The 26,610-nt window shown below is 73.2% G+C and carries 25 protein-coding genes and 1 pseudogene; 13 read left to right on the top strand and 13 right to left on the bottom strand.

Annotation, left to right across the window (positions count from 1 at the left end; genetic code table 11):
* Window positions 1–153: 153 nt before the first annotated feature.
* A pseudogene (locus ACIQV3_RS21770) lies at window positions 154–939 on the bottom strand (DMT family transporter); the annotation flags it as partial.
* A gap of 200 nt (window positions 940–1,139) precedes the next feature.
* Here ACIQV3_RS21770 and ACIQV3_RS21765 point away from each other — a divergent pair.
* Window positions 1,140–2,627, top strand: coding sequence for an SDR family NAD(P)-dependent oxidoreductase (locus ACIQV3_RS21765; protein ID WP_403714119.1), 1,488 nt, complete (start codon window positions 1,140–1,142; stop codon window positions 2,625–2,627).
* Between the two features lie 91 nt (window positions 2,628–2,718).
* Here ACIQV3_RS21765 and ACIQV3_RS21760 read toward each other — a convergent pair whose 3' ends face one another.
* Window positions 2,719–3,054, bottom strand: a complete 336-nt coding sequence (locus ACIQV3_RS21760; RefSeq protein WP_403714146.1) for a hypothetical protein — start codon at window positions 3,052–3,054, stop codon at window positions 2,719–2,721.
* A gap of 338 nt (window positions 3,055–3,392) precedes the next feature.
* Here ACIQV3_RS21760 and ACIQV3_RS21755 point away from each other — a divergent pair, with 338 nt between their 5' ends.
* Entirely contained in the window at window positions 3,393–3,569 is a 177-nt protein-coding gene (locus ACIQV3_RS21755) for a hypothetical protein (protein ID WP_403714117.1), read from the top strand.
* Between the two features lie 235 nt (window positions 3,570–3,804).
* Window positions 3,805–4,788, top strand: coding sequence for an NAD-dependent epimerase/dehydratase family protein (locus tag ACIQV3_RS21750; protein WP_403714115.1), 984 nt, complete (start codon window positions 3,805–3,807; stop codon window positions 4,786–4,788).
* Here ACIQV3_RS21750 and ACIQV3_RS21745 read toward each other — a convergent pair.
* From ACIQV3_RS21745 to ACIQV3_RS21735, 3 genes are read right to left on the bottom strand one after another with little or no spacing between them, the layout of a single operon-like run.
* Entirely contained in the window at window positions 4,774–6,213 is a 1,440-nt protein-coding gene (locus ACIQV3_RS21745) for a lipase maturation factor family protein (protein ID WP_403714113.1), read from the bottom strand. The genes ACIQV3_RS21750 and ACIQV3_RS21745 overlap by 15 nt on opposite strands.
* On the bottom strand, window positions 6,171–6,785 hold the full coding sequence (locus ACIQV3_RS21740; protein WP_403714111.1) for a DUF1990 family protein: 615 nt from the start codon (window positions 6,783–6,785) through the stop codon (window positions 6,171–6,173). The genes ACIQV3_RS21745 and ACIQV3_RS21740 overlap by 43 nt, the downstream gene beginning before the upstream one ends.
* A complete protein-coding gene (locus ACIQV3_RS21735; RefSeq protein WP_403714109.1) occupies window positions 6,782–7,837 on the bottom strand; it encodes a YndJ family protein in 1,056 nt (351 codons plus the stop codon). Before ACIQV3_RS21735 ends, ACIQV3_RS21740 begins: the two co-directional genes overlap by 4 nt.
* 174 nt (window positions 7,838–8,011) lie before the next feature.
* Here ACIQV3_RS21735 and ACIQV3_RS21730 point away from each other — a divergent pair, with 174 nt between their 5' ends.
* From ACIQV3_RS21730 to ACIQV3_RS21710, 5 genes are all read left to right on the top strand, one after another.
* Window positions 8,012–9,316, top strand: a complete 1,305-nt coding sequence (locus ACIQV3_RS21730; protein ID WP_403714108.1) for a DUF6777 domain-containing protein — start codon at window positions 8,012–8,014, stop codon at window positions 9,314–9,316.
* 7 nt (window positions 9,317–9,323) lie between these two features.
* Complete coding sequence (locus ACIQV3_RS21725; protein WP_403714106.1) at window positions 9,324–11,387, top strand: SpoIIE family protein phosphatase; 2,064 nt, start codon at window positions 9,324–9,326, stop codon at window positions 11,385–11,387.
* 156 nt (window positions 11,388–11,543) lie between these two features.
* The gene (locus ACIQV3_RS21720; RefSeq protein WP_403714104.1) at window positions 11,544–11,729 is read left to right on the top strand and encodes a hypothetical protein; all 186 of its coding nucleotides are present in this window, start codon (window positions 11,544–11,546) and stop codon (window positions 11,727–11,729) included.
* Between the two features lie 112 nt (window positions 11,730–11,841).
* Window positions 11,842–12,702, top strand: coding sequence for an Fpg/Nei family DNA glycosylase (locus tag ACIQV3_RS21715; RefSeq protein ID WP_403714102.1), 861 nt, complete (start codon window positions 11,842–11,844; stop codon window positions 12,700–12,702).
* A 69-nt stretch (window positions 12,703–12,771) separates the two neighbouring features.
* Window positions 12,772–13,179, top strand: a complete 408-nt coding sequence (locus tag ACIQV3_RS21710) for a hypothetical protein (RefSeq protein WP_403714100.1) — start codon at window positions 12,772–12,774, stop codon at window positions 13,177–13,179.
* Between the two features lie 57 nt (window positions 13,180–13,236).
* On the opposite strand, the gene ACIQV3_RS21705 is transcribed toward ACIQV3_RS21710, so the two are convergent.
* Together ACIQV3_RS21705 and ACIQV3_RS21700 are read right to left on the bottom strand one after the other, a co-directional pair.
* Window positions 13,237–13,701 (bottom strand): hypothetical protein, encoded by a 465-nt coding sequence (locus tag ACIQV3_RS21705; protein ID WP_266962692.1) that lies wholly within the window; start codon window positions 13,699–13,701, stop codon window positions 13,237–13,239.
* A gap of 414 nt (window positions 13,702–14,115) precedes the next feature.
* Window positions 14,116–14,655 carry a sigma-70 family RNA polymerase sigma factor gene (locus ACIQV3_RS21700; RefSeq protein ID WP_403714098.1) on the bottom strand — a complete coding sequence of 180 codons (540 nt, stop codon included), beginning with the start codon at window positions 14,653–14,655 and terminating at the stop codon, window positions 14,116–14,118.
* A 328-nt stretch (window positions 14,656–14,983) separates the two neighbouring features.
* On the opposite strand from ACIQV3_RS21700, the gene ACIQV3_RS21695 reads away from it, so the two are divergent.
* On the top strand, window positions 14,984–16,201 hold the full coding sequence (locus ACIQV3_RS21695; protein ID WP_403714097.1) for a CapA family protein: 1,218 nt from the start codon (window positions 14,984–14,986) through the stop codon (window positions 16,199–16,201).
* On the opposite strand, the gene ACIQV3_RS21690 is transcribed toward ACIQV3_RS21695, so the two are convergent.
* Both ACIQV3_RS21690 and ACIQV3_RS21685 read right to left on the bottom strand, forming a co-directional pair.
* Window positions 16,143–16,958 carry a DUF4328 domain-containing protein gene (locus ACIQV3_RS21690; protein ID WP_403714095.1) on the bottom strand — a complete coding sequence of 272 codons (816 nt, stop codon included), beginning with the start codon at window positions 16,956–16,958 and terminating at the stop codon, window positions 16,143–16,145. The two genes, ACIQV3_RS21695 and ACIQV3_RS21690, sit on opposite strands and share 59 nt — an antisense overlap.
* Window positions 16,959–17,147: 189 nt before the next feature.
* Window positions 17,148–17,609 (bottom strand): universal stress protein, encoded by a 462-nt coding sequence (locus ACIQV3_RS21685; RefSeq protein ID WP_403714094.1) that lies wholly within the window; start codon window positions 17,607–17,609, stop codon window positions 17,148–17,150.
* A gap of 84 nt (window positions 17,610–17,693) precedes the next feature.
* Here ACIQV3_RS21685 and lysX point away from each other — a divergent pair, with 84 nt between their 5' ends.
* Window positions 17,694–21,008 carry a bifunctional lysylphosphatidylglycerol synthetase/lysine--tRNA ligase LysX gene (gene lysX / locus ACIQV3_RS21680; protein ID WP_403714092.1) on the top strand — a complete coding sequence of 1,105 codons (3,315 nt, stop codon included), beginning with the start codon at window positions 17,694–17,696 and terminating at the stop codon, window positions 21,006–21,008.
* 127 nt (window positions 21,009–21,135) lie between these two features.
* A complete protein-coding gene (locus ACIQV3_RS21675; protein WP_403714090.1) occupies window positions 21,136–22,056 on the top strand; it encodes a polysaccharide deacetylase family protein in 921 nt (306 codons plus the stop codon).
* A gap of 69 nt (window positions 22,057–22,125) precedes the next feature.
* On the opposite strand, the gene ACIQV3_RS21670 is transcribed toward ACIQV3_RS21675, so the two are convergent.
* Window positions 22,126–22,815 carry a class F sortase gene (locus tag ACIQV3_RS21670; RefSeq protein WP_403714088.1) on the bottom strand — a complete coding sequence of 230 codons (690 nt, stop codon included), beginning with the start codon at window positions 22,813–22,815 and terminating at the stop codon, window positions 22,126–22,128.
* A 353-nt stretch (window positions 22,816–23,168) separates the two neighbouring features.
* Between ACIQV3_RS21670 and ACIQV3_RS21665 the strand changes: the two genes are divergently transcribed.
* Window positions 23,169–23,684 carry a hypothetical protein gene (locus ACIQV3_RS21665; protein WP_403714086.1) on the top strand — a complete coding sequence of 172 codons (516 nt, stop codon included), beginning with the start codon at window positions 23,169–23,171 and terminating at the stop codon, window positions 23,682–23,684.
* Window positions 23,685–23,997: 313 nt separating this feature from the next.
* Here the strand turns inward: ACIQV3_RS21665 and ACIQV3_RS21660 are convergent, their stop codons facing one another.
* The 3 genes from ACIQV3_RS21660 to ACIQV3_RS21650 form a co-directional block, all read right to left on the bottom strand.
* A complete protein-coding gene (locus ACIQV3_RS21660; protein ID WP_403714084.1) occupies window positions 23,998–24,636 on the bottom strand; it encodes a hypothetical protein in 639 nt (212 codons plus the stop codon).
* 299 nt (window positions 24,637–24,935) lie between these two features.
* Complete coding sequence (locus ACIQV3_RS21655) at window positions 24,936–25,706, bottom strand: hypothetical protein (protein ID WP_403714082.1); 771 nt, start codon at window positions 25,704–25,706, stop codon at window positions 24,936–24,938.
* A 40-nt stretch (window positions 25,707–25,746) separates the two neighbouring features.
* Window positions 25,747–25,890, bottom strand: a complete 144-nt coding sequence (locus ACIQV3_RS21650; RefSeq protein ID WP_403714080.1) for a hypothetical protein — start codon at window positions 25,888–25,890, stop codon at window positions 25,747–25,749.
* A 339-nt stretch (window positions 25,891–26,229) separates the two neighbouring features.
* Between ACIQV3_RS21650 and ACIQV3_RS21645 the strand changes: the two genes are divergently transcribed.
* Window positions 26,230–26,448: a hypothetical protein gene (locus ACIQV3_RS21645; protein ID WP_403714079.1), complete on the top strand. Its 219-nt coding sequence runs from the start codon at window positions 26,230–26,232 to the stop codon at window positions 26,446–26,448.
* Window positions 26,449–26,610: the final 162 nt, after the last annotated feature.

Raw genomic sequence — 26,610 nt, 5'->3', positions numbered from 1 at the left:
AGCCGGAGCCCCGGCCATCGACCGGGTCCCGGCCACCGCCGGCGTCCCGGCCGCCGAGGGAGCCGGGACCGGCGCGGGTCCCGACGGCAGGGGCACCCGCGCCTCGCGGGGTGCGACGGTGAGCAGGACGAGCCCGGTCGCCGCCGCCGCCGCGCTCACCAGCGCCGCCGCGACGCCGGCCGCCCCGTAGCGGAAGCCCTCGTCGAACAGTGCGATGCCGACCGCCGCCGCGACCACCGGGTTGGCCACCGTCACGGTGGCCAGCGGGGCGGTCAGCCCGGCGCCGCGGTAGGCCGCCTGCGACAGGAGCAGTCCGGCGGCGGCCAGCGCGGCGATCGCGGTCAGCTCCGGCCAGAGCGTGACCAGCGCGTCCGGGGCGAAGCTCTCGGCCACCGACTTCGTGAACACCGAGGCCATCCCGAAGGCGGCCCCGGCGGCCGTGGCCAGCAGGACGCTGTGCGCGGTGACCCGCCGTACCCGGCGCGCGGCCAGCAACAGTACGGACACCAGGGCCCCGGTCGCGGTCAGGAGCAGGCTCTGTTCCGCGCCCGACAGGGACTGCTCGGCCCGCCCGCCCCCGCCCGTCAGGGCCAGCAGCCCGGCCAGCCCGGCCGTGGCCAGGGCCGCCCCGCGCCAAGCGGCGGCTGACGCCCGTTGCGGCCGATGCCGTACGAACACGGCCGCCATCGGGAGCGCGAAGACGATGGTGAGAGCGCCCAGCGGCTGCACCAGGCTCAGCGGCCCGTAGGCGAGCGCCACCACGTGCAGCAGGGCCCCGAGGCCGTTCAGCGCGATCGCGCCGTACCAGGCGGGCCGGCGCACGGGGGCGTAAGACCGGCCGGTGGAGGCGGCCGCGACCCGCTCCTGGACGATCGCTCCGGCCGCGTACGCCACGGCGGACACCAGGCACAGCAGGACCGAAAAGGCTAGGGCGCTCATAAAAGTCACAATGCCCGAGTCCGGAGAGCTATTCCTCCCCCTGAAGGCGGGGACGGGTACGCCCTTGGGCGTACTCCGAACGCAGTAGCAGGGAGCGGAAGAGTGCGTTTGTCTTCCCGCCCGGGGGATCCGTACACTAGCCCTTTTGGGGACTTCCGCATCCGGCGGACGCGGACGACTGATCAAGGAACGCAGCGGGTATGACGGTGACCGAAGACAGCCAGGAGCAGGGCCACGCCTTCGGGCCGGGCATCGACCCCGACCGCCTGGCCCTCTGCCTCAGCGTGCTCGACGAGCTCGACAAGCTCGACGTCGACCACCCGGACGCGATCACCGTGCGCCGCGCCACCGCCGGTCTGTACCGGACGGTCAAGCAGCGCCGCCGCCAGGACCGCCGCGCCGCCAAGACCGCCAACGACAAGGCCGTCACCGAGGCGACCGCGACCGGCTCCGCCGAGCGCATCGACGACGAGACCGAGGGCCTGCTGCCCTCCTCGGTCACGGAGACCGGCCGGATCGCCGGAATACTCCAGCGCCCGCGCTCTTGCTACGTCTGCAAGGCGCGTTACGTCGAGGTCGACTACTTCTACCACCAGCTCTGCCCGGGCTGCGCCGTCGAGAACCGGACCAAGCGGGAAGCCCGTGCCGACCTCGCCGGCAAGCGCGCGCTGCTCACCGGCGGCCGGGCGAAGATCGGCATGTACATCGCGCTGAGGCTGTTGCGCGACGGCGCGCACACCACGATCACCACCCGCTTCCCCAAGGACGCCATCCGCCGCTTCAAGGCGATGGAGGACTCGGTGGACTGGATGCACCGACTGGAGGTCGTCGGCATCGACCTGCGCGACCCGGCCCAGTCGGTGGCCCTCGCCGAGCAGGTGGCCGCGGCCGGCCCGCTCGACATCCTGATCAACAACGCGACGCAGACCGTGCGCCGCCTGCCCAGTGCCTACGCGGCGCTGGTCGAGGGGGAGAGCGCCCCGCTTCCGGCCGGCGAGCTCCCGGCCCACCACGTCATCGGGGCCTTCAACTCCGGCGCGGTCGACGGTCTGGCGGCGCTGCCCATCGGCGTGAGCGGGCTCGAGGCGCAGAAGGTCGCCGACCTCGCACTGGTCGCGGGCAATGCCAGCCTGGAGCGACACCTGGCCGGCACCGCCATCGACGCGGGCGGCCTGCTGCCGGACGTCGTCGACAGCAACACATGGGTGCAGACCATCGACCAGATCTCCCCGGTGGAGCTGCTCGAGACCCAGCTGTGCAACTACACGTCGCCGTTCATCCTGATCAGTGCGCTCAGGCCGGCCATGGCCGAGGCCGCCCGAAAGGCGGCGGGTGGACGGGCGTACGTCGTGAACGTCTCGGCGATGGAGGGCGTCTTCAGCCGGGGTTACAAGGGTGCGGGGCACCCGAACACCAACGCCGCCAAGGCCGCGATGAACATGGTGACCCGGACCAGCGGCCAGGAGATGTTCCAGACCGACCGGATCCTGATGACCTCGGTCGACACCGGCTGGATCACGGACGAGCGCCCGCACTTCGACAAGCTCCGCCTCGCCGAGGAGGGCTTCCACGCTCCCCTCGACCTGGTCGACGGCGCGGCCCGGGTCTACGACCCGATCGTTCGCGGCGAGCTCGGCGAGGACCTGTACGGGGTCTTCCTGAAGGACTACGCGCCCGCCAACTGGTAGGCCGGGCCGCACGGCACCGGGCCACCGGCCCCCACTCATCTGCGCGCCCCCGGCCCCTCTCCACGCGAGAGGGGCCGGGGGCGCTCCCCGTTCAGGCGGTGCGGCCGTAGGCCCCCGCCGCGACCAGCTCCAGCACCGGGCGCCAGTCCTCCAGCACGCCCGCGTCCAGGCCCGCGGAGCGGCCCGCCTCCGCCGCGTGACCGAGGGACTCCGCGTCGGGGTCGGGCCCGGGAGCGGGCGCCCCCGGTCCGTGCAGCCGTACGAGCCGGGCCACCCGCTCGCCCAGCAGAGGGCGGATGGCGTCGGCGGGGTGGTTGATCAACAGACCCGCGACCTGCAGTTCCTTGTCGGAGGGGTGGGAGCGGCGCAATAGCGCGGCCACCCGCAGCCCATGGCCGTCGCCGTGCGCGCCGCGCAGCAGGTCCATCAGTTCCCCGACGCTCCTGACGACCACCGGCACCTCGGACTTCGCCACTGTCGTTCCTTCCGTCGCCGACCGCGTATCACCCGTATGGCGCCGTCGAGCAGATCAGCCGTACGCGACGCGCCGCTGTGCGAGGTGATGAACTCGTGGCGAAAACAAGCTTTCCGGAGTGGATTTTACTATTCTATCGAGCGGGAGTGCGCTCATATGTGTACTCTGATCGCCATGAGAGCCCCACACGGGCCCTCGCTCCACCAAGGCGCCACCGCGTCCGGAAACCTTCTCTTCCCGCACCGGCGCGCGGTTCGCCCGCCGGGTTACGCGACCCAAAGGAGTGCGCGGTGACACCAGAACTGACGACGACGGACCAGGCGCCCAGGGAACGGACGGGGACGCGGAACAGCAAGCGCCCCGAGACCCTCGGCAACCTGGAGGTCTGGGCCCGGTCCGCTCCGATCCGCCTGGCCGGCTACGAGGACGACCTCGCGGAGCCGCACATCCTGCCCGGCATCGACTGACCGCGCGGGCGCGGTCCGCCAGGAGCGGTCCGCCCCCACGCACACGGCGCGGTCCGCCCGTCGTCCCGGAGTCAGGGCCCGGGACGACGGGCGGCGGCCTGTGGCGGCTGTCCGCCCCGTGTCGCCGCAATGCCGGACGGCGCCCGGAAGTTCCCGGTACGCGTACGCCGAGGGCGTCATCGCTCTGGGCGATCAAGGGTTCCGCGCACCCCCGGTGCCGGGCAGGCTGACCAGCATGAAGCTGCTGATGCTGGGTGGAACCGAATTCGTCGGGCGCGCGATCACCGAAGACGCCCTGAGCCGCGGGTGGGACGTCACCGTCTTCCACCGCGGGCACCACGCGCCCCCGCCGGGGACCACGGCCCTGCACGGGGACCGCACCGCCCCCGGAGGCCTGGACGCCCTCGCCGAGGGGGAGTGGGACCTCGTCGTCGACACCTGGGGCGGCGCCCCCACGGCGGTCCGCGACAGCGCCCGCCTGCTCGCCGACCGGGTCGGCCGGTACGCGTACATATCCAGCCGCTCGGTGCACGCGTACCCCGCCCGGGCGGGCCTGGATGAGGACGGACCGCTGGTCGACGGCTCGCCCGACGCGGACTCCGTCGCCTACGCCGAGGACAAGCGCGGAGCCGAGATCGCCGTCGTGGACGCCTTCGCGGACCGCGCCCTGCTGGTCCGCGCCGGGCTCATCCTCGGCCCCTACGAGAACGTGGGCCGGCTGCCCTGGTGGCTGAACCGCACGGCCCGCGGCGGTCCGCTGCCCGCCCCCGGGCCGCGCGACCTCCCGCTCCAGTACGTGGACGTACGCGACCTCGCGCACTGGACCCTGGACGCCGCCGAGGCCGGGCGCGGGGGTCCGTACAACCTGGTCTCCCCGACCGGCCACGCCACGATGGGCAGCTTGCTGGAAGCCTGCGCGAAGGTGACCGGCGGCGGCGCCGAGCTCCGCTGGACCGATCCGGCCCGGATCGAGGCGGCCGGCGTACAGCCCTGGACCGAACTGCCGGCCTGGATGCCCGAGGGCGAAATGCACGACCACATGTACGGCGCGGACGTCACCAAGGCGCTCGCCGCGGGCCTGAAGTGCCGCCCCGTCGGGGAGACCGTCGCCGACACGTGGGCCTGGCTCCAGGAGTTGGGCGGGATCGCCCCGCAGCGCCCCGACCGGCCGGCCCCCGGGATGAGCGCCGAGCAGGAGTCCGCGCTACTCGGACTCTGACCGGGCCGCCTCCGCGAGCCGGGTCGGCGGCAGGTACTCGCGCACCAGCGTGCGGTGCCACCACGCCCCGGTCTCGCGCAGCTCCCGCCAGGTCGTGAACCGGTAGCGGTACAGCCGCGCCCGGACGTAACGCGGCGGCGCGTCCGGGAAGGGGTTGTGCCGGAGCAGCTTCAGGGTGTCCCGGTCGCCCGCCAGCAGCCGCTCCACGAACGGCCCGAACCAGTCGCGGGCATAGCCGGGGGAGAGCGCCGCGAACCACATGAGCCAGTCCAGGCGCAGGTGGTACGGGGCGAACTGGCGCGGCATCCGGCGCACGTCACCCGGCTTGCCCCGGAACCCGTACTCCTGCCACGCGCCGTCCTCCCGAGGCTGCCGGTCCGCGGTGCCCTCCACCACCACCTCCTCGCGGATCCGGCCCACCGTGCCGAACGCGCCGTAGGTGTTCACCAGGTGGAGGGGGTCGAAGGACCGGTTCATGACCTGGCCGCGGGAGACCATGTTGGCCACCGGGTGCCGGCTCAGCACGAGCACCAGCGCGGTCACGGCGCACACCAGCACCACGTACCAGAGCGGCCCCTGCCGGGAGGCGGCCGGCGGTGGTGCGCCCGCGAGCGCGCCGAAATCGAAGGCCGGCAGGGCCGCCGTGATCGTGATCCAGTTCAGCCAGGCGAAGTTCCCCGACACCACCAGCCACAGCTGGGTCGCCACGATCACCGCGGCGGCGTACGAGGCCACCGGCTGCGGAGTGAACAGCAGGACGGGCACGACCAGTTGGGTCACGTGGTTGGCGGCGCACTCCACCCGGTGCAGCGGCTTCGGCAGATGGTGGAAGAACCAGCTCAGCGGGCCGGGCATCGGCTGCGTCTCGTGATGGAAGTACAGGCAGGTGAGCCGCCGCCAGCAGGGGTCGCCGCGCATCTTGATGAGCCCCGCGCCGAACTCCACCCGGAAGACCACCCAGCGCAGCAGCCACAGCACCAGCACCGGCGGCCCGGCCCGCGCGTTGCCGAGGAACACGGCCAGGAAGCCGACCTCCAGCAGCAGGGACTCCCAGCCGAAGGAGTACCAGGTCTGCCCCACGTTCACGATCGACAGGTAGAGCAGCCACAGCAGCGCCCACATCGCCATGGCCGCGCCCAGGGGCACCGCGTCCCCGGCCCCCGCGGCGAGCGCCGCCGCCAGGGCCGCCCCGGTCCAGGCGCAGGTGGCGAAGAACCGGTCGGAGTAGTGCAGGTGGAACAGGCTCGGGGCGCGGCGGAAGGGCACGTACCGCAGATGTCGCGGCACGGGCAGCATGCCGTGCGCCCCGATCAGTGCCCGGAACTGCAGGGCGGCCCCGGCGAAGGCGAGGAGGTAGACACCGGCCAGGGCCCGCTGGAAGATCAGCCGTCCCAGCCAGTATCCGGGCGCCGTGAACCAGTCCATCGCCTCCAGTATCCGGCCGGCGCGGGCCGGGCGCCCGTGGCGAGACGTCGGACGTACCGCCCGAGGTGGCGTGCGTAGGCCTGCTGGAGGAAGGGGACGAGCGGGCCGGCGAGCTGGGTGTACCAGGTTGCGGGGCGGCTGAAGGCGTTCACCTCGAACCACACGGAGCCGTCCGGCTCCATGTCGACCACGAAGGACTCCTCGCCGCACTCGGGGTGTCCGGCGAGCGTGCCGTAGGCGAAACCGGTCCGGCGGGGTTCGTACGCGGTCCAGATCACCTCGCACGGGGCGTCGACGCGCACCGGGCCGATTCCGATCCCGACCACGACCCGGTCGCCGGGCCGGACGGGGAACGCCCCGGCCGTGACGAGCATGCCCGAGGCGCGGTGCGCACGGAAGCTGGTCAGGGCGGCCCCGGCGGCGTCGAAGGCGGCCTGCCCCTGTCCGATCCGGGTGCGGTGGTGGGTGAAGTTGTACCCGGTGGGCAGCGGCCGCCGGGCCGTGGCGCCCCGGTCGGGGTAGTTGAAGGTGCTTCGGACCTCGCTGCGGCCTTCGCTGATGAGGCGGGTCATGCCGGGATCTCCGTTCGGTCGGGCAGGGCGGCCGGTGTGGGCGGGGCGACTGGGGTGGGCAGGGCGGCCGGTGTGGGCGCGGCGACTGGGGTGGGCGGGGCGGCCGCCGCGGGCAGGGTGACCGGTGCGTGCGGTGCCGACGTCGGCGGTCCGGGTGGGCCGGCGGTCAGGCGGCGCCAGGCCAGCAGCGAGCACAGGCCGAAGCCGAGGGCGTTGCCGAGGCCGTGGGTGGCGGCCATCCAGGTCAGGGTGGGGTGCGCGATCCCGGTGGCCTCGCCGAGCGCCCACCACAGGGCGAGCAGCATGGTGGCCACCAGGACGGCCGCCGAGCCCGTGAGCAGCGCGCCGGTGACCCGGTCCCTGGCGCCGGCCCCGGTGCGGACGTCCCGCCAGGTCAGCAGGGCCACCGCCCACATGCCGCCGGTCAGCGTCACCGCGCCCACCAGCTCGGCCCAGTCGTCGATGAAGTAGCCGAGGAGCACGAGCCCGGTCCCGGCCGGGACGCTGTACGCCGCCCAGCGCGCGAGGGCTCCGGCGGCGCAGGCCCGGCACACCAGCCCGGCGACCAGGGCGGCGGCGAAACCGGCGAAGTGGAAGTGCGGCACGGTCAGGGCCAGGATGTCGAGGTCGAAGCCGAAGAGCCGGTACCCGGCGCGTTCGGCGACCAGGGCGGTCCCGGCCACCGAGGGCGCCACGAGTGCGGTGAGCACGGCCACCCCGGCGGGGCCCGGGCCGAAGCCGGAGCTGGCGCCGAAGCCGGAGCCGAAGCCGGAGCCGAAGCCGAAGCCGGAGCCGGAGCTCCGGCCGGGCGCGGCCCGTACAGCCGGGGCCAGGGCCCGGACCGCCAGGGCCAGCGTCGCCGCCGCGTAGACCGCGGCGAGGGCCGTGGCCGGGGCTCCCCGGGGCAGCCACAGGCAGACCGCTCCGGGAGCCGCGAACAGCGGCCAGAGCCGGGCCGTCCGTCCGAACCGGACCGGATCGATCAGGCGCAGGCCGGCCGGGACGACGTGGAGCCTGCCCAGCGCGACGATCAGATTCACCAGCACGGTCACCGCGGATCCCCCTCCTCGGACCGAACGCATTGAACGTGTTCAACTCACGATCGTGAGCCTAGACCCCCTCTTGAACATGTTCAAGAGGGGATCGGATTCGTGATCTCCGGTTGCGGCCGCCCCGTACATACGGCAGACAAGAGGAAGCAACCGGGGCGAAAAGGGAGATGCAACGTGTACGCACCGACACCTCGTCAGGCGCCGCGTCGTCACGCACCGGCCCGTGCGGCCCTCTTCACCGTCCTCGGACTCCTCGCCGCCGCCTGCGGCGCCTCCGCCGACGAGGGACGGACCAAGGGCCCCGGCGCCGAGAGTCAGGACGTCCACCTCCAGCCCGTGGCCACGGCCGGTCCCGACCCCTTCACCGCCTCCTCCACCACCGGCGAATCCGCCCCCGTCCAGCCCCCGCTGCCCAACACGACCGGCCGGGGCATCCGTACCGTCAACGCGGCCACCCCCGGCCTGTACGGCGGAACCCAGCGCCTCGGCAGCTGCGACGTGGAGGCGCAGGCCCAGTCCCTGACCGCCGACGACGCCAAGGCCCGCGCCTTCGCCGAGGCCTCCCGGGTGGAGCAGGAACAGATCCCCGATTTCCTGCGCGGCCTCACCCCGGTCGTGCTGCGCGCCGACACCCGGGTGACCAACCACGGCTTCGTCGGCGGCAAGCCCGATGCCTTCCAGTCCGTGCTCCAGGCCGGCACCGCCGTCCTCGTGGACAACCACGGAATGCCCCGCGTCCGCTGCGCCTGCGGCAACCCGCTGCTCGCGCCGCGCGCCGCCAAGGGCTCACCGGTGCTCAAGGGAGACCCCTGGAGCGGCTACCAGCCCGCCCAGGTCGTGGTCATCGAGCCGACCATGGAGGTCATCGACAACCTGGTCATCGTCAACATCGCCGACAACACCTGGATCGAGCGCACGGCCGGCGACGACGGAGCCCAAGACCGCGCTCCGCGGACGCCGCCCCCGTACGATCCGGCCGACGGGATCCCCGCCAGTCCCGCGACCCCGCCCGGCACCTCGCCGGCCGAACCGTGCAGGACCCCGGACAGCAACAGCCTCGCCCGCACCGAGCCGCCGCCCACCGGCCCGCCGAGCCCCGGCGCCGCCCCGAACGCGGCCGACTGCCCGCCGGGCTCCCCGCAGACGGCTCCCGTCACCCCCGACAGCCCGACCGGCCCGAACACCCCGACGGCCCCCGACCAGCCCTCGTCCGGCGTGCCCACGGGCCCGCCCACGGCGCCGCCGCCCACCACCGACCAGCCCGCCGACATCCCCTCCGACCTCCCCGGGCAGACCCCGAGCGACCCCGGGACCCTGGTGGGCCCCGACGGGGCGTCGCCGCAGCCGAGCGACCCGTACGCGGACCCGTACGCCAACCCGGACGCGGACCCCTACGCCGACCCGTACTCCGACCCCTATTCCGTCCCCGAGCAGCAGCCCTCGGCCCCGTACGACGGCGAGTACCTGGAGAGCGCCTGACCGGCCCGTGTGTCATGGTGGACCGGTGCCGATCGCCGTATCGCTGCCGGAGGACTGGCCCGCACACCCGGACCGCTCGCTCTCGCTGAACCGCATGGGCAGTTTCGACTGGGACCTCGTCACCGGTCTCATGCACATGGACTCGGCCGCCCTGGAGGTCTTCGACACCACCGTCGAGGAGTACGACGGCAGGCCCGGGTCCCTCTCGCCGCGCGTCCCGCCCGCCGAGGGCGCCCGGCTCGACGCACTGGTCTCCTCGGCCCTCAAGAGCGGGGTGGACAGCTACGGCGCCTACTTCCGCATCCGCTGCCACGACGGCACGCTGCGCTGGACGCACACCCAGGGCCGGGTCATGCGCGGCCCGGACGGCCGCCCGTACCGCATCATCGGCATCGTCCGCGACGCCACCGAGGAACTCAGTCATTCGGCGGAACGCCTCGGGCTGGACGAGGAGCGGCGCCGCCAGACGTCCGTGGTCGAGTCCACCACCGCCGCGCTCGCGCACGCCCGTACCGTCCAGGACGTCATCGACGCGCTCGGCGACGCCCACGGCCTGGAACGGCTCGGGTCCATGGGCATGGTGATGGGACTGGTCGAGGCCGGCCGGATCCACCTCGTCGCCGAGGGCCCCGCGGGCAGCTTCGTCCCCGGCACCCGTTATACGCGCATCGACGAGCAGTACCCGATGAGCGAGGTGGTCCGCTCGCTCCAGCCGCGGTTCCTGGACTCGGCGGCCGAGTTCGCCGCCGGGTACCCCGGGCTCTGGGCGAAGATCTCCTCGATGCACATCTCGGCGGCCGCCTACCTGCCGCTGATCGCCCAGGCCCGTCCGATCGGCGCGATCGGCCTGCTCTACCAGGACAAGAACGGCTTCACCCAGGAGGAGCGCAACCTCCTCGTCGCACTCGGCAGCAGCATCGCGCAGAGCCTCCAGCGGGCGATGCTGCTGGAGCAGGAGCACGATCTGGCGGAAGGGCTCCAGCAGGCGATGCTGCCGCGCCGGATCCCCTCGGTGCCCGGCGCCGAGATCGCCGTACGGTACCGCTCGGCCAAGATGGGCCAGGACATCGGCGGTGACTGGTACGACGTCATCCCGCTGCCCGGCGGCCGCGTCGGCGCGGTCATCGGGGACGTCCAGGGCCACGACACCCACGCGGCGGCGGTCATGGGTCAGCTGCGGATCGTGCTGCGCGCGTACGCCGCCGAAGGACACTCGCCGGCCACCGTCATGGCCCGGGCCTCCGTCTTCCTGCACGAGCTGGACACCGACCGCTTCGCCACCTGCACGTACGCCGAGGCCGACCTCTCGACCGGGGTGCTGCAACTGGTCCGGGCCGGCCACATCGACCCCCTGTTGCGCACCCGCGACGGGGGCTGCGAGCGCCTCGCCCTGGAGGGCGGTATGCCGCTGGGGCTGTCGGCGGAGTTCGGGCTGCTGGAGTATCCGGTGACCACGGTCGAACTGGGGCCCGGGGAAACGCTTCTGCTGTGCACGGACGGTCTGGTGGAACAGCCCGGAGCCGACCTCGACGACGGCGTCCGGCTCCTCACCTCCCTCGTGCGCACCGGACCGGCGGACCTGGCGCTGCTCGCGGACCGGCTGTGCGAGGTCGTCGACGACCGGGGCGGGGCCGACGACATGGCGCTGCTGCTGCTCCGCCGCGAGGCCGAGGAGGTCCAGCAGGCGGGCGGGCGGCTCCAGCAGCACGTGGCACCCGGCGACCCGGAGGCCCTCGTATCGGCCCGCCACATGATCGGCGCGGCGGTGCGGGCGTGGGGCGCGCGGGACCGGGCGGACGAGATCGAGCTGATCGCCGACGAACTCATCGTCAACGCCCTCATGCACACCGACGGTCCCGCCATCGTGACGCTGCGGGTGCTGACCGGCCCCGAACGCCGGCTCCGCGTGGAGGTCGAGGACCGCTCCAGCGCCCTGCCGCGCCGACGGGAGGCGGGGGATTCCGGGGTCTCGGGACGCGGCCTGATGCTGGTGGACCGGCTGGCCGACGTCTGGGGCGTGGAATCGCGGGGGAACGGCAAGTGCGTGTGGTGCGAGTTCACGATGCCGTGACCCCTCCACGGGTACGAGGCTGACGGCCTCGCACTCTTCGCTCATGCATCCCGGAAGATCCATAGCCCTGCTGATCGGCGCAACGCTCCTGGTCAGCGCCTGTTCCACCCCGTCCGCCCCGCGCTCCGCGGACACCAGCGGTACGAAGCGACGGACGTGAGGATCATCGCCGTCGACGGGAATCCGCTCTCCCAGGACGGCGGGCGCTTCCTCACCAAGGGCTGCGGCCTCTGGGTGCAGATGGAACCGCTGGCACCCGGCAGCCACACGCTGAGCATCAGGGGAGCATCGGGCTCCTTCGCCACCGGCGTGGACTACAAGCTTCAGGTCGCGGCCGGCTGAGGAGCGCTGAGGAGCGCTGAGGAGCGGCTGAGGAGCGGCCCGCGGGACCGGATCGGCTCCCGCGGCCCCCTCCCGGCTCGCGCTCGGCCCGGGGCCACGGCAGGCTGGGGGCATGCCCGAGCTGCCCGAAGTCGAGGCCCTGAGGGAGTTCCTCGACGAGCACCTGGCCGGGCGGGTGGTCGAGCGCGTCCTCCCGCTCGCCGTGAGCGTGCTCAAGACCTACGACCCGCCGCTGACCGCACTCGAGGGGCAGCGGGCCGGAACCACGGCCCGGTACGGCAAGTTCCTCGCCCTGCGCATCGGCGAACTGCACCTGGTCACCCACCTCGCCCGGGCCGGCTGGCTGCGCTGGATCGACACCTTCCCCGACCGGCCGCCGGGCCCCGGCAAGGGGCCGCTCGCGCTGCGCCTCGTCCTGGAGGGCGGCGGCGGGTTCGACCTCACCGAGGCCGGCACCCAGAAGCGGCTCGCCGTGTACGTGGTCCGCGATCCGCAGGAGGTTCCCGGCATCGCCCGGCTGGGCCCGGACCCGCTCGCCGAGGCCTTCGACCGCGAGGCCTTCGGCGAGCTCCTCGCCGGGGAACGCCGCCAGATCAAGGGCGTGTTGCGCGACCAGAGCGTCATCGCGGGCATCGGCAACGCCTACAGCGACGAAATCCTCCACCACGCCAAGGTCTCGCCCTTCAAGCCGGCCGCCTCCTTCGACGAGGCGCAGGTGGACCAGCTGTACGAGGCCGTCGAGGAGACCCTGCGCACGGCCGTCGAGCGGGCCCACGGGGTGGCCGCCGGACGGCTCAAGGCCGAGAAGAAGAGCGGGATGCGGGTCCACGGCCGCGCGGGCGAGCCCTGCCCGGTGTGCGGGGACACCGTCCGCTCGGTTTCCTTCGCCGACTCCTCGCTCCAGTACTGCGCCACCTGCCAGACCGGCGGGAAGCCGCTCGCCGACCGCAGGCTGTCGAAGCTGCTGAAGTAGCGGCCGGGGTTGCGGAGGCCCCTTCCCGGGAGGGTCCCGGCCGGACCGGCTCCGGTTAGACTCCGGCCCATGGCCGAGGAGGAGCAGCCGCAGCCGCCCCGGCGGGAGGTCGTCACCGGGGTTCCGCGCGGCAGCCGCAGGAGGGCCCCCGCGCACGCGCCGGCCCGCTCCGAGATCTCCGAGCAGACCACCCTGGGCGCCACCTACGTACGGGCCCTCATGCGCAGCCAGCTGCGCGCCGGACTCGCCGCCCTGGCCGCGCTCGTCCTCCTGGTGGGCCTGCTGCCGCTGCTGTTCCTCCTGCCGCGGGTCGCGTCGGGGCCGCTGGTCTGGATCGTGCTCGGGGTGCTGGTTTATCCGGTGCTGTGGTGCGTCGCTCGTGCGTACGTGATCCGGGCCGAGCGCAACGAGGCGGATTTCACCGGGCTCGTCACCGACCCGACGGAGCCGCCGCCGGGGCCGCGGCGGCCGGAGTAGCGGGGTCCGGAGTAGCGGGGTCCGGAGTAGCGGGGTCCGGTCCTCCCCGAGGCCCGCTCAGAACAGGTGCATGGCCAAATGGCCGAGCGGGAGTCCGAGTTGCCAGGCCGGGGTCCAGACCCGGGCGTTCTCGTCCAGGCCCGGCGGGGTGTCGGCGTGGCCGTGGCGTCCGGGGTCGAGGTTCGTGGCGAACAGCTCCGTGTGGTCCAGCCAGCGCCAGGCGGCCCGGGCCAGTTCCAGGTCGGGGTCCTCGCCCTGGCCGCGCTCGCGGGCCTCCTCGCCCAGCGCGAGGAACCGGGTGTGGACCCAGTCGCGCCAGGGGTGACCGTACGCCGTCAGCGACATCCACTCGTCGAGCTGCGAGACGACCCTGATCCCGGAGAGTTCGCCGGCGGCGTCCGAGAGGTAGATGGTCAGCGCGAGCGTGTCGCGTCCGGCGCGGAACTCCAGGGTGCTGACCGGGATCAGCCGGCCCGTGCGCAGCAGTTCGTCGGCGATGTACTCCGCGTAGAGCCATGCCATGGGCACCGCTAGCCCACCGTCACTGGTGCCGTTCGTACCCTCGGGCTGCACCGTTCCACCTTCTCCCGCATGCGTCGCGTCTTCCCGCCGTCAGCGCCGAGCCTTCCTTGCGCGGCTCGCGATGCGGGGGATGTTTACTCAACTTGAACGTTCCGATGCCGGTTTCGATGCGGTTCGTGTCCGGTTCGCGGGCGTTCAGGCCATTCTTTGACGCGTTCGCCGCCCCTCGGGCCGAGAGGCCCCTCGCAGGTGCGGGGCCGGTCAGACCGTGGCGATCACGGCATGGCGTTCGCCGGTCACCGCCCGTCCCGCAGGACCGCGTTGTCGCCGGGGGGCTCGACGCGCAGGGCGGTGACGAGCGGCGGCCGATCCAGTCGCCGAGCGCGGCCTCCGGGGCGGGCAGGGTCCCGCCCCTCAGGCGCCGAGTCCGTACCCGTAGCCCTGGAGGTCCTTCCGCAGGGCGCGCAGGGCGTAGTACGTACGGGACTTGACCGTTCCCGCCGGAATGCCGAGCTCGGCCGCGGCCTCGGCCACCGAGCGGTCCTGGAAGTAGACCTGCACCAGGACGTCGCGGTGCTCCGGCCCCAGGGAGCCCACGGCCCGCCGTACGTCTATGGCCGTCACGGAGCCCGCTACCGCGTCCCCCGGCGCGGGTGCCTGGTCCAGCCCCTCCGGGTCCACCTCCAGGGGCCTGGACAGGCGTGCCCGCCGGGCGTCGATGGCGAGCCGCCGGGCCACCGTGAACAGCCAGGGTCGCAGGGACTCGTAAGCACCGCCCAGGACCTCGGGATGCTGCCAGAGCCGCAGCAGGGTCTCCTGGGCGAGGTCCTCCGCGCGCTGGGCGTCCCCTGCCGTGAGGCCCAGCAGGAAACCGAACAGGGCCCGTCCGTGTTCGCGCTGGAGTTCGGCCAGTGCCTCGGGGTCCGTGCGTCGGAGGGTGGGGGCAAGGGGCACGGGGGGCTCCTTCCGGGGGTCGGTGCGGGGGCGGTCGAGGTCGACGGATCCACCCTGACCTGCACCGGGCCGCCCGGGAACCGTCCCGTCCGGACCGTGCGCCCAAGCACCCGGGTCATCCGGTGGGCGGCCGCGCGGGGCGGTGAACGGTCGAACGGCGCGCCGAACGGCCATTGGAGTGAGCGCGCGGCCGGGACCGGAGCCGTTTCTTGACTTCGGGCGTCTCTTTCTATGGATTGACGGAAGATCAGATAGTCGTATGAAGCGGGCCAATCGAGCCAGCCAAGCCAATCGAGCCAGTCAAGCCAGTCAAGGAGAGCCGGGACAGATGACCGCACGCACCCGCCACGCCCTCGCCCTCCTGACCGCCGTGGTGTTGTCGGCCGTCGCCGGCTGCTCGGCCGGCGGGGACCCCGCGCCGGCCCGCCTCGCCGGTTCCCCGTCCGCCGCCCGGGCTGCCTCCGGCGCTCCCGGGTCGACCACGGCCCCCGCCGCGGGCTCGCAGAAAGGGTTCACGCTGGTGGCGAGCGGCGACGTGCTGCCCCACGAGTCGGTCATCCGGCGGGCCGCCTCCGACGCGGACGGCGACGGCCACGACTTCCGGCCGATGTTCTCCGCGGTCAAGCCGATCGTCTCGGCAGCCGACCTGGCCCTCTGCCACATGGAGACCATCTACGGACCGGAGGGCGGCCCGTTCACGGGCTACCCCGCCTTCCAGTCCCCGCCCGAGGTCGCGGACGGCCTCAAGGACGCCGGGTACGACGGCTGTTCCACGGCCTCGAACCACACCCTCGACGGAGGTGGCGCCGGCCTGAAGCGCACCCTCGACCGCTTCGACAAGGTCGGCCTGAAGCACGCGGGTTCGGCCCGCACGGAGGCCGAGGCGGGCACCGTGACCATGTACACCGCGGGCTCCGCGAAGGTCGCGCACCTCGCGTACACCTACGACACCAACGGATACCCCATGCCCGAAGGCCAGCCCTGGGCGGTCAACCTGATGGAGCAGGAGAAGATCGTCGCGGACTCGCGGGCGGCCCGGAAGGCGGGCGCCGACGTGGTCCTGGTCAGCCTGCACTGGGGGACGGAATGGCGGACCGAACCGGACGAGAAGCAGCTCGCGCTCGGCAAGGCGCTGACCGCCTCGCGGACCGGCGGGCGCCCCGACGTGGACATGATCCTCGGCACGCACGCCCACATCCCGCAGGCGTACGAGAAGGTCAACGGGACCTGGATCGTCTACGGCATGGGCGACCAGGTCGCGGGCGAGATGTTCAACTACGGCGGCGCACGGGACATGCGCGGCAACTACGGATCCATCGGCCGCTTCACCTTCGCCCCGCCGGCCGCCCCCGGGCAGCGCTGGCAGGTCACCAAGGCCGAGTTCGTCCCGCAGATGATGGACCTCGGAGCGGGCCGGGTCGTCAACCTCCCGGCCGCCCTCGCCCAGTCGCCGGGCCGCGAGGACTACGAGGAAGCGCGCGACGAGATCACTGATGCCGTCCTCGGCCGGGGCGCGGCGAAGGACGGGCTGACGATGGCGCAGTAGGGCCGTGGGGGTGCTCGGATCGCGGCGGCCAGACCGCGGCGTTCGGAACCTGGACGGCCTTGGCGCCCTGGAGCGCGGTCAGCTTGTGCACGAAGAGGACGGCCAGTACGGAGGCCACGAGGATGAGCAGGTCCGCGACCACGCCGAGGGAGGCGGCGTCGCGGATCGCCGCGGCGCCCACCGCCATCCCGTACTTGTACCTGGCGATCCCGTCGATGAGCCAGGCGGCCAGGCACGCCAGCCACCACATGACCACCGGCGCGCCCGAGACGGAGCGGTAGGAGCCGTCGGGCGCGTTCTGCGTGCTGGCGTTCCAGGTCTCCCGCGCCGTCCGGTAGACGAGGAAGATGTTGGCGATCGGGACGAACCACCCGCCGATGGCCCAACCGGCCGACTGGCTGAAGCCGTCGGGGCGGAACACCTCGGCATTGCAGCGGACCCGGTGGAACCACACGAGGAAGACCACGGTCGTTGCCAGGATGATCAGGCTCTGGAGGAGTCCGATCAGGGAGTTGATGATGTCGCCCGCCGCCAGCACGCTGCCGGGGTCGGTGCCCGGGGGAGTGGCGAGCGCCTCGTTCATGTTCTGCCACTTGCTGAACTTTCCCCAGGCCGAGAGCAGGGCGACCGCCGCTCCCACGGACAGCAGCGCCATCGCGGCGTTCGCGATCCCCTGCGGGGAGCGCAGGACCCGGGCGGGCTGGGACGGCGGATACGGCGCCAGTGGCGGCGGCTGGCCGGGCGCGTTCGAGGACATGACGGAGGACCCCCACGGGACAATGCGTGACGTGTGACAGGGAATCGGGCAGGCACGCGGGCGGCCCAAGTCGCCCGAAGATACGTCAGTCCCGAGTCCGCCGTCTACGGTGATCAGGTTGCGGGGGCAAACGGCCGCCACGGGGCAGGGCATACCCGGGCGACAGCGGCGGACTCCCAGCCTCCTCCGCTACGGAACCACCGTGACCGGCCAGCGCCCCGCCTTCACCAGACGGATCGCCACCGAGCCCACGATCCGGTGCCCGGCCTGCTCCGAGGCCCCGACCACCACCGCGTCCGCCATCAGTTCCTCCGCCGCGCTCACCAGCCCGGCGTACGCGTCCCCGCGGAAGGTGTGGAACTGCCACCGGACGTCGTAGACGCCCTTCAGCCGCTCCGCGGACTCCCGGATCTCGGTCACCAGCCCCTGCGCGATCTCCTCGGTGGCCCCCGACACCGGCGCTCCCAGCGAGGCCCCGGCCGGCATCACCGGCTGGACGTACACCAGCGCCAGCAGCGCGTTCTGCCGCCGGGCCAGCCCCGCCGCGTAGGCGGCCGCGCGGAGCGAGGGCTGCGACCCGTCCACTCCGGCGAGGATCACCTTCGGACCGTCCGTACCGCGCTCGAATCCCTTACCCGCATGCTCCGTCACCCTTCCGAGGTTAGGGCCTGCGCGCGGATCGGGCCGGGCCCGCTCGCCGCGCGAAGGGGCGTGGCCCTCCCTACAGTGCGAACCATGAGTGCCACCGTGGAGGAGACGCGCGGGACGCGCGGCAGCCGCAGCCGCTTCCTGAACCGGGTGCCCGATGCCTTCGGAGCGTTCTTCGGAACGCTCGGGCTGTTCTGCGCGCTGCTGGCGCTCTCCCCGACGCTGCGCCGCCTGCTGCGGCCCGTCGTGCGCTTCCTCGACGCCATCGTCGTACCGGTCAGCGCCAACCTCGCCTACGCCGTCTTCCTCTTCCTGCTCGCCGCGGCACTCGGCATGCGCAAGACGGTCGCCTGGTGGATCGTCGTCACCTATTTGGCCCTGCTGGTCCTGGTCGACGTGCTGACCATCGCCGCCGAGGACTACTGGGTGGGCTTCTCCTCCATGGCCCTGGCGGTGGCCGCCCTCGCGATCCTGATCGCCGCCCGCAAGGAGTTCAACGCCGCCTCCCGGCCGGGGGCCCTGTGGCGGGCCCTGCTCGTGCTCGGACTCGGCCTGCTCGCGGCCGTCTTCCTCGGCTGGGGCCTGGTCGCGCTCTTCCCGGGAACCCTGCCCAAGGGGCAGTGGCTGGACTGGTCCGCCAAGCAGGTCTTCGGCGGGCTGTTCTCCGCCCGGCAGTTCGACGGCCACCCGGCCAGACCCCTGTACTTCCTGCTCGGCCTCTTCGGCGCCCTCGCCCTGCTGAACGCCGCGGCCACCCTCTTCCGCTCCCAGCGGCTGACCGCCGCCCTGCACGGGGACGAAGAGGCCCGCATCCGGGCCCTGCTGGGCGCCTACGGGCGGGGCGACTCCCTCGGCTACTTCGCCACCCGGCGGGACAAGGCCGTCGTGTTCGCCCCGAACGGCAAGGCCGCCGTCACCTACCGGGTCGAGGCCGGCGTCTGCCTCGGCAGCGGCGACCCCGTCGGCGACCCCGCCGCGTGGACCCCCGCCATCGACGCCTGGCTCGCCGTCGCCCGCCGCTACGGCTGGCAGCCCGCCGTCATGGGCGCCTCCGAGGACGGCGCGACCGCGTACGCCCGCTCCGGACTCGGCGCCCTCCAGCTCGGCGACGAGGCCATCCTGCACGTCGCCCACTTCGACCTCGACGGCCGCGACATGCGCGTCACCCGCCAGGCCGTCAACCGGGTCAAGCGCACCGGAGCCAGTACGGTCATCCGCCGCCACTCCGCCCTCTCCGAGGACGAGATGCAGACGATCGTGGACCGGGCCGACTCATGGCGCGACACGGAGACCGAGCGCGGGTTCTCCATGGCCCTCGACCGGCTCGGGGACTCCGCCGACGGGGACTGCCTGCTCGTGGAGGCCTTCGACGACAAGGGCGAGCTGATCGCCCTGCTCTCCTTCGTGCCCTGGGGCAGGGACGGCATCTCCCTCGACCTGATGCGCCGCGACCGGGCCGCCCCCAACGGGGTCATGGAGTTCATGGTCGCCGAGCTCTGCGCGGCCGCCCCGGGCCTGGGCGTGCGCCGCATCTCCCTCAACTTCGCGGTCTTCCGCTCCGCCTTCGAAGAGGGCGGCCGGATCGGCGCCGGTCCCGTCCTCAAGGTGTGGCGCAAGCTGCTGCTCTTCTTCTCCCGCTGGTGGCAGCTGGAGGCGCTGTACCGCTCGAACGTCAAGTACGGCCCCGAGTGGTACCCGCGGTTCCTCTGCTTCCAGGACGCCGGCTCGCTCGCCCGGGTCAGCCTCGCCTCCGGCATCGCCGAGGGGTTCGTCTCCGTGCCGAGCATGCGCACCCTGTGGGGCAACGGCCACCCGCGCGGGCTCACCGCCCCCGCCACCACCGCGGGCCTGCCGCCCATCGAGTCCCTCGGGCTGGAATCCGTGGGGGAGGAGGACGGCGAGGGCGCGCGGGGCGGGCGGATGCCCGAACAGGTCCGGGTCCGGCACGACAAGCTGGAGCGGATCCGGGCCGCCGGCACCGACCCGTACCCCGTCGGCATCCCGCAGCGCACCCACACGGTCGCCGAGCTGAAGGCCGCACACCCCGGCTACCCGCCCGGCACCCGCACCGGCTCGCCGGTCACCCTCGCCGGACGCGTGATGGTCGTGCGCGACCTCGGCGGCGTGGTGTTCGCGGTCCTGCGGGACTGGTCCGGGGACGTCCAGCTGATGTTCACCCGGGACGAGGCGGGCGCCGCCGTGCTCGACACCTTCACCTCCCAGGTGGACTTCGGCGACCACGTGGTCGCGAGCGGCGAGGTCGGCGCCGGCAAGAGCGGCGAACTGTCGGTGGTCGTCGACTCCTGGCAGCTCACCGGCAAGTGCCTGCGCCCGCTGCCCGACAAGCGCAAGGGCCTCGCCGACCCGGAGGCCAAGGTGCGCCGGCGCTACCTCGACCTGGTCGCCAGCCCCGAGGCGCGCGATGTCGTACGGGCCCGCTCCAGCGCAGTCCAGGCCCTGCGGCAGGGGCTGCTGGACCGGGGGTACCTGGAGGTCGAGACCCCGATGCTCCAGCAGATCCACGGCGGGGCCAACGCCCGGCCGTTCCGTACCCACATCAACGCCTACGACCTCGACCTGTACCTGCGCATCGCGCCCGAGCTGTACCTGAAGCGGCTGTGCGTGGGCGGCATGGAGAAGGTCTTCGAGATGGGCCGCACCTTCCGCAACGAGGGCGTCTCCTATAAGCACAACCCCGAGTTCACGATGCTGGAGGCCTACCAGGCCTTCGCCGACTACGACGTGATGCTCGACCTGACCCGCGAGCTGATCCAGGGCGCCGCCACGGCCGCCTTCGGCTCGCCGATCGCGCACAAGGCCGGACCGGACGGAAAGCTCGTCGTCCACGACATCTCCGGGCCCTGGCCGGTCAAGACGATGTACGGGGCGATCAGCGAGGCCCTGGGCGAGGAGGTCGACGCCGACACCGAGGAGCACGTCCTGCGGCGGCTGTGCGACCGCGCGGCCGTGCCGCACACGCCCGACAACACCCGGGGCGACGTGGTCCTGGAGATGTACGAGCGGCTCGTGGAGGAGCGCACCAAGCTGCCCACCTTCTACAAGGACTTCCCGACCGACGTCTCCCCGCTCACCCGCCAGCACCGCAAGGACCCCCGGCTCGCCGAACGCTGGGACCTGGTGGCCTTCGGCACCGAACTGGGCACCGCCTACTCGGAGCTGACCGACCCCGTCGAGCAGCGGCGCCGGCTGACCGCGCAGTCGCTGCTGGCGGCGGGTGGGGACCCGGAGGCGATGGAGCTCGACAACGACTTCCTCGACGCGCTGGAGTACGCGATGCCGCCGACCGGCGGGCTGGGCATCGGGGTCGACCGGCTCGTCATGTTCCTCACGGGCCTGACGATCCGCGAGACGCTGCCGTTCCCGCTGGTGCGGCGGGGCTGACCGGCAGGGCTGACCGGCGGGGCTGACCAGCGGGGCTGACCGGCGGGATTGCTCCGGTCGGGTGAGCGCGCGGGGGTGCGTCCGCGCCTCTCGACATCTGTGGCGATGTCGTTGATACGTAGTAGTAATGAAAAATGACGAGCCGACAGTAGGGCGACGCGTGCTCCTGCGCTCCGCCGTCTTCCTCGGAGTCGCCGCCGCCGCAGGACTGCTGACGGGCGGCGAAACAGATCTGCCGGCACCGGGCGCCGGAGGCACGGGGACTCCGGCGGCGGGACCGCCGCCCGGCGGGGCCGCGGGACCCGGACCCCTCACCGGAGCCCCCGCCGGGCTGCCGCAGTTCCCGCGCGGATCCCCGTACCGGCTCGAACCGATGACCTCCGAAGGGGCCCCGGAGCGTGTCCCCGCGGCGCAGCCCGCCGTACGGACCCGGCCGATCCTGGAACTGCCCGCCGGGGCCCAACGAGGAAGTGGGTCGGCGAGCGCCATGACCCTCACCTTCGACGACGGCCCCGACCCCCGCTACACCCCGGGCATCCTGGACACGCTCGCGCGCCACGGCGTCCGAGCCATGTTCTTCGTCTGCGGGGAGATGGCGGTCGACAACAAGGACCTGCTGCGCAGGATGGTGGCCGAGGGACACGTCCTCGGCAACCACACCTGGACCCATCCGCAGCTCACCAAGATCAGCCGGCCGGCGATGGCCTCCGAGATCGGCCGCACGAGCGAGGTCGTCCAACAGGCCGTCGGCACCGCTCCGCTGTGGTTCCGGGCGCCCTACGGTGCCTGGAACCGGGCCGCCTTCGAGATCGGCGCGGAGCTCGGCATGGAACCGCTCGCCTGGACCGTGGACACCCTGGACTGGAAGGAGCCCGGCACCACCGCGATCGTGTCGCGGGTCCTCAGGCAGGCCGCGCCCGGCGTGATCGTGCTGAACCACGACGCGGGCGGCAACCGCTCGCAGAGCGTGCAGGCGCTGGCGAGCTACCTGCCGCAACTGCTCGGACGGGGATTCCGGATGACGCTGCCCGAGCTGCCGCCGCACTGAGGCCGTACCCCGCGAGGGGCCGTACCCCGTGCGCGGCGGCGGCATCGTCCGCCGCCGCGCACGAGTCGGTCAGCGGGCCTCCACCATCCGCGCGAACACCACGACGTTGCCGTCGTAGCCGCGCCCCTTCGAGTAGCCTCCGCCGCACGTGATCACCCGGAGTTCCGGGTGCCCGGTGTCCCCGTACACCCGGGATCCGGGGAAGGTGTTCTTGGAGAAGACCTCCACGCCGTACACCTCGAACACCGCCGTGCGACCGTCGTAGCGCGCCACCTCGACGCGGCTGCCCTTCTGGACCGAGCCCAGCCCGTAGAAGACCGCGGGGCCCTGCGCGTTGTCCACGTGGCCCACGATCACCGCCGAACCCCGCTGGCCCGGCGAGATGCCGTTGAGGTACCAGCCGGCCAGGTTCCTGTCCTGCGGGGGCGGCGCGTCGATCCATCCCTGCGCGTCCAGCCCGACCGTCATCGCCGGTGCGTCCACGCTGATCGACGGGATCCGGATGCGCTGGACCGACGAGTGGTCCAGCACCTCCATGCCCGGCGCCGGAACGGGCAGCTCGGCGGGTGCCTGATCGGCCGGCTGCCCGACCGTCGCCCCGGCCGGTGCGCTGACCGCCGCGGCGGCGGCCGGCTGCGGGGGTCCGTCGCCGGCCTCGGCTCCGTTGCGCATCATGGCGAGGCCGGTGAGCATGACCAGCGCGATCGCACCCCAGGGGGAGTGCCTCCTCGATGGCCTCTCACCCTCGTCCTCGAGCATGGTTCTCCCTTCCCGGACGCGGGGGTCCCGACCCGCGTTCCTGTCCCACCCCTTCACGCCCTACTTCACGCACGCTAAGGCGGTGCGTGCGGGACGGCGATCGGGGAGGGGCGAACGGGTGGTGGGGCCGGAAGGGGTGCGGCCATCCAGGTAATCGTCACATAAATGCCTGACGGGTCGTGACCTGCGGATCCGTCAGCGAACGCCTCCGCGCACCGGCGTGTCGCTCAACCTTGCGGCCCAAAGCTGGACATGCGCTGGTTGCGGACCGAACCGAGGGTTCGTGGTGGGAGGCGTTCTCGTCGATCTGCCCGGGCCACCGCTCCGGGGCGCTTCCCGCTGGAGGTTCCACCATGCGTGTTCTCCGCGCTCTTACCGTGACCGCGGCGGCCACTTGCGCCGCCATCGCCCTCAGTGCCCCATTCGCCTCCGCGAACCCTGCGGGCGGTCCGCCATCGGGAGGCAACGGCGGGCCCAGCAATGTCACCGTCAACCCGTACTCCGTGCACCAGGGCTCCACGATGCAGGTCAGCGCGGCCGGTTGCCACCACGGCGGCATCGTCTTCTCGCACGGCAACTTTCCGCAGACGAACCTGTCGGCCGGCTCCATCGGCTTCGCGACCGTCCGGATCTTCAACCACGCCTCGCCCGGGCACCACACCCTGTCGGTCAAGTGCCACGACAACAGCCTGGTCGCCACGCACCGCTTCACGATCCTGGACGGCCGAGGCGCCCAGGGCGGCATCGGCGGATCCCTCGGCCCGTCCACCGCCGAGACCGCCATCGGCGCGAGCCTCGTCGGCGCGGCGGCCCTCGGTGCCGGTGCCCACGTGTTGCGCCGTCGGCGCCCGCTCCGCGGCCGGGCCTGACCGGCCGACCTCCCCGGTCGGCCCGGACAACCGCCGGTCGCCCCCGGGGCGGGGCCGGGCCCCGGGGGCCCCGCGGTGCGGGGGGGGCGCGGGGGGGGTGAGACCCGGGGGGCCCCGGCCCGGGGGGGGGGGCGCGGGCGCCCCCGCCCCCGCGCCGGGGCCGCCCGGCCCCCCCCCCCGGGGGGCCCGGCCCCCCGCGGGGCCCCCGGGGGCCGGGCCCCCCCCCGGGGGCGACCGGCGTTCCGGGGGAGACGCGGTGGTGATGAGACCGGGTGGGCCCTGCCCGTGGGGGCGGGCCCGTGGGGGCGCGCGATCAGTGGATGCGGCGGATGTCCCGGCGGCGCAGGGCGTAGCCGAGGCCGACCAGACCGCCGAGGACGAGTCCCGCGCCGGCGCCGAGTTCCAGGGGATCGAGCCCGGCGATGCTGCCGCCGAGGCCGCCGCGGACACCGAGGGTGGCCCGGCGCGAAGCGCCCGTACCGGTGCCGGCTCCGGTACCCGAACTCGTACCGGCGACCGCGGTCGCGCTCGCGCTCGCGCCAGGTGTTTTACGGGCGCCGACGGTGGAACTGGTGGTGGGCCTGCCCGTGCCGCCGGTGATGCTGAGGTCGGCCGAGCCGGTCTCGCCGGCGCAGGTGAAGGAGACGGAGTACTGGGCTCCGCGCCGCGCGTCCCGGTCCACGGTGACCCGTGCGGTCTTGCCCCGGTCGATGCTCACGGTGTCGAAGACGCCGGAGGAGACGGTGGCGAAGGCGGCGTCGCAGCCAGTGACGGACAGCACCACCTGGCCGCCCGGGGCGACCGTAGAGGGGGTGATGGCGAAACCGAAGGAGGTGATCGGCGCGGCCTCGGCCGCGTGCGCGGCGGGGGCGGCCACTGCGCCGCAGAAGAGGAGGGCGCCCGCCGCGGCGGCGCCCAACAGGGCTGTGGGGGAGGTGGGTATCGCGCCCATGGTTGATTCTCCGGATCCCCGAGGAGCAGCCGCGGAACGGTTTCCGCACGTGGGGGGTCGTGCGCCTCGATGTCCGCCACGCTAGGTCCGAGCGGGGTGGCCCGCGATCAGGAACGGGCGAATGGGGCATGGTGCTAGGCCGAACCGGGGACGGGAGGCCCGTCCCCGGTTTGCCGGGCCGCGGTGGGGGACGGTCGTTTCCCCGGTGCGGTGCGGTGCGGTGCGGTGCGGTGCGGTGCGGTGCGGTGCCGTGCGGTGCCGTGGTGCGGTGTACTACGGCCGCAGGGGGCGACGCCGTGTCAGTCGCTCAGGCCCAGATGTGGGAACTGGGAGAGGAACGGCTCCGCGGTGGCGGCGATGCCCCGGCCGAAGGGTGCGTCGAAGTCCCAGATGAGGAACAGCAGGAACGCGATCAGCGCGCTGAACAGCCCCGCCAGCAGCAGTTCCCGGAACGAGCGCCTGATCTGCAGGGTGAAGATCAGCCCCACCGTCACCAGAGCTCCGGCGATCAGGCCGAACCAGACCACCCCGGGCATGGTGGCCCCGGCGCTGAGGCCGCGCGCGTTGCGTGCGTCGTCGACCACGGCGACCTGGTCCACGAGCGGCTGGTACGCCTGGCCCTCGTGGTCGGTCTGCGGTTCGTAGTCCGTCACATCGCGGCGGATGCGTTCCAGCAACTCCCCGCTCCGGTCCGTCAGTTCGCCGTTCTCGGCCATCTCCTTCCATTCGGTGTCGACGACGTAGGTCACGTAGGCGTCCACGTCGGACCTGATCTTCTTGCGCACGTCCGCCGGGTATACCTCGGAGCGGACGCTGATCTCGTGCAGGGCCTGCGATTCCTGGCGCACGTATTCCTGGGCGGCCCCGCGGCCCTCCCAGACGCCGGCGATCGCCAGGCCCAGCACGATCGCGTAGATCACGCCGATCATCATCGTCATGTACTCGATGACGTCCGGGGTCTCGCTGGGATCGTCGTCCTCACCGATCCGGCGCTGGTTGAAGAAGGCGATGGACAGCACCACGGCACACGCGGCGGCCATCGCCAGGGACAGGACGAGCCATTCCGACAAGATGACTCCCAATCGATTACGGGGGTGGAATGCGGCGGCTCTAGCGCGGGCGCAGTGCGACGACCGCGATGACCGCGGGGGCCGCGGTCATCAAGGTGAAGGTCACCGGTGAGATGTGGCGCTCGACCGGCTTGCGGGCCGCCGCGTGGTACGTGGGGCGCTCGACCGGCTTGGGGGCGGCCACGGGGATCACCCAGGGTGGCGCCGGAGGTGCCGGTGGCTCCGCGACGGGTTTCGGGATCGGCTTCGGAGTCGGCTTCGGAATCGGGACCGGCTCGGGGGCCGGGGGAGCGGGGGCCGGGCGCACGGGGGGCGGGGCCGGTTCGGGGGGTTTGGGCACCGGCTTCGGGGCGGGCGGCGGCGGGGACGGTGGGGGCGGCGGTGGTGGGGGTGGCGGTGTCGGGGTGGGCGTGGGCTTCGGGTGGGGCGGCGGAGGGGGCTTCGGGGTGGGCTTGGGCGGGCACGGTGGGGGTGGCGGCGGCGGGCAGGGCGGGTGGCCGTGGTGGCCGCCGGGGCCGTGCCCGTGACCGTGACCGTGTCCGCCACCGTGTCCGCCACCGTGTCCGCCGGGACCTTGACCGTGGCCTTGACCGGGTCCGCCGTGGCTGCCGGGTCCGCCCCGGTTGCCGCGATCACCCCGGCCGCCCTGGTTGCCGTGGTCGCCCCGGCGGCCCTGGTCGGCCTGTTCGCCGTGACGTCCGCCACCTCGGATGCCCCCGGTCGCGCCGCCCAGGGCGGTTAAGGCCTGCCTGACGGCGGCCCTCCCGTCGCCGGGGTCGATCGTCGCGTATGCGCTGCTATCGGCCATGGCCGGTGTCGCGGTCAGGGCCGCCCACAGGAGGACCGGTACTGCCAGCAGGCGCCTGGAAGAGGCTCTTTTCACCCGGGGATCATGGGGTCGCGC

The sequence above is a fragment of the Streptomyces sp. NPDC099050 genome (assembly GCF_044759865.1).
Taxonomy (GTDB): Bacteria; Actinomycetota; Actinomycetes; order Streptomycetales; family Streptomycetaceae; genus Streptomyces.
Note: the sequence above shows the minus strand (reverse complement) of the source record. Positions and strands in the feature narration are given on the sequence as shown.

Bases quoted from the DNA above. Each gene is read 5' to 3' on its own strand.
- ACIQV3_RS21765 (WP_403714119.1), top strand. From the start codon at position 1,140: ATGACGGTGACCGAAGACAGCCAGGAGCAGGGCCACGCCTTCGGGCCG.
- ACIQV3_RS21715 (WP_403714102.1), top strand. From the start codon at position 11,842: ATGCCCGAGCTGCCCGAAGTCGAGGCCCTGAGGGAGTTCCTCGACGAG.
- ACIQV3_RS21690 (WP_403714095.1), bottom strand. From the start codon at position 16,958: ATGTCCTCGAACGCGCCCGGCCAGCCGCCGCCACTGGCGCCGTATCCG.
- ACIQV3_RS21705 (WP_266962692.1), bottom strand. From the start codon at position 13,701: ATGGCATGGCTCTACGCGGAGTACATCGCCGACGAACTGCTGCGCACG.
- ACIQV3_RS21750 (WP_403714115.1), top strand. From the start codon at position 3,805: ATGAAGCTGCTGATGCTGGGTGGAACCGAATTCGTCGGGCGCGCGATC.
- ACIQV3_RS21740 (WP_403714111.1), bottom strand. From the start codon at position 6,785: ATGACCCGCCTCATCAGCGAAGGCCGCAGCGAGGTCCGAAGCACCTTC.
- lysX (WP_403714092.1), top strand. From the start codon at position 17,694: ATGAGTGCCACCGTGGAGGAGACGCGCGGGACGCGCGGCAGCCGCAGC.
- ACIQV3_RS21665 (WP_403714086.1), top strand. From the start codon at position 23,169: ATGCGTGTTCTCCGCGCTCTTACCGTGACCGCGGCGGCCACTTGCGCC.
- ACIQV3_RS21660 (WP_403714084.1), bottom strand. From the start codon at position 24,636: ATGGGCGCGATACCCACCTCCCCCACAGCCCTGTTGGGCGCCGCCGCG.
- ACIQV3_RS21670 (WP_403714088.1), bottom strand. From the start codon at position 22,815: ATGCTCGAGGACGAGGGTGAGAGGCCATCGAGGAGGCACTCCCCCTGG.
- ACIQV3_RS21710 (WP_403714100.1), top strand. From the start codon at position 12,772: ATGGCCGAGGAGGAGCAGCCGCAGCCGCCCCGGCGGGAGGTCGTCACC.
- ACIQV3_RS21695 (WP_403714097.1), top strand. From the start codon at position 14,984: ATGACCGCACGCACCCGCCACGCCCTCGCCCTCCTGACCGCCGTGGTG.
- ACIQV3_RS21675 (WP_403714090.1), top strand. From the start codon at position 21,136: ATGAAAAATGACGAGCCGACAGTAGGGCGACGCGTGCTCCTGCGCTCC.
- ACIQV3_RS21760 (WP_403714146.1), bottom strand. From the start codon at position 3,054: ATGGACCTGCTGCGCGGCGCGCACGGCGACGGCCATGGGCTGCGGGTG.
- ACIQV3_RS21745 (WP_403714113.1), bottom strand. From the start codon at position 6,213: ATGGACTGGTTCACGGCGCCCGGATACTGGCTGGGACGGCTGATCTTC.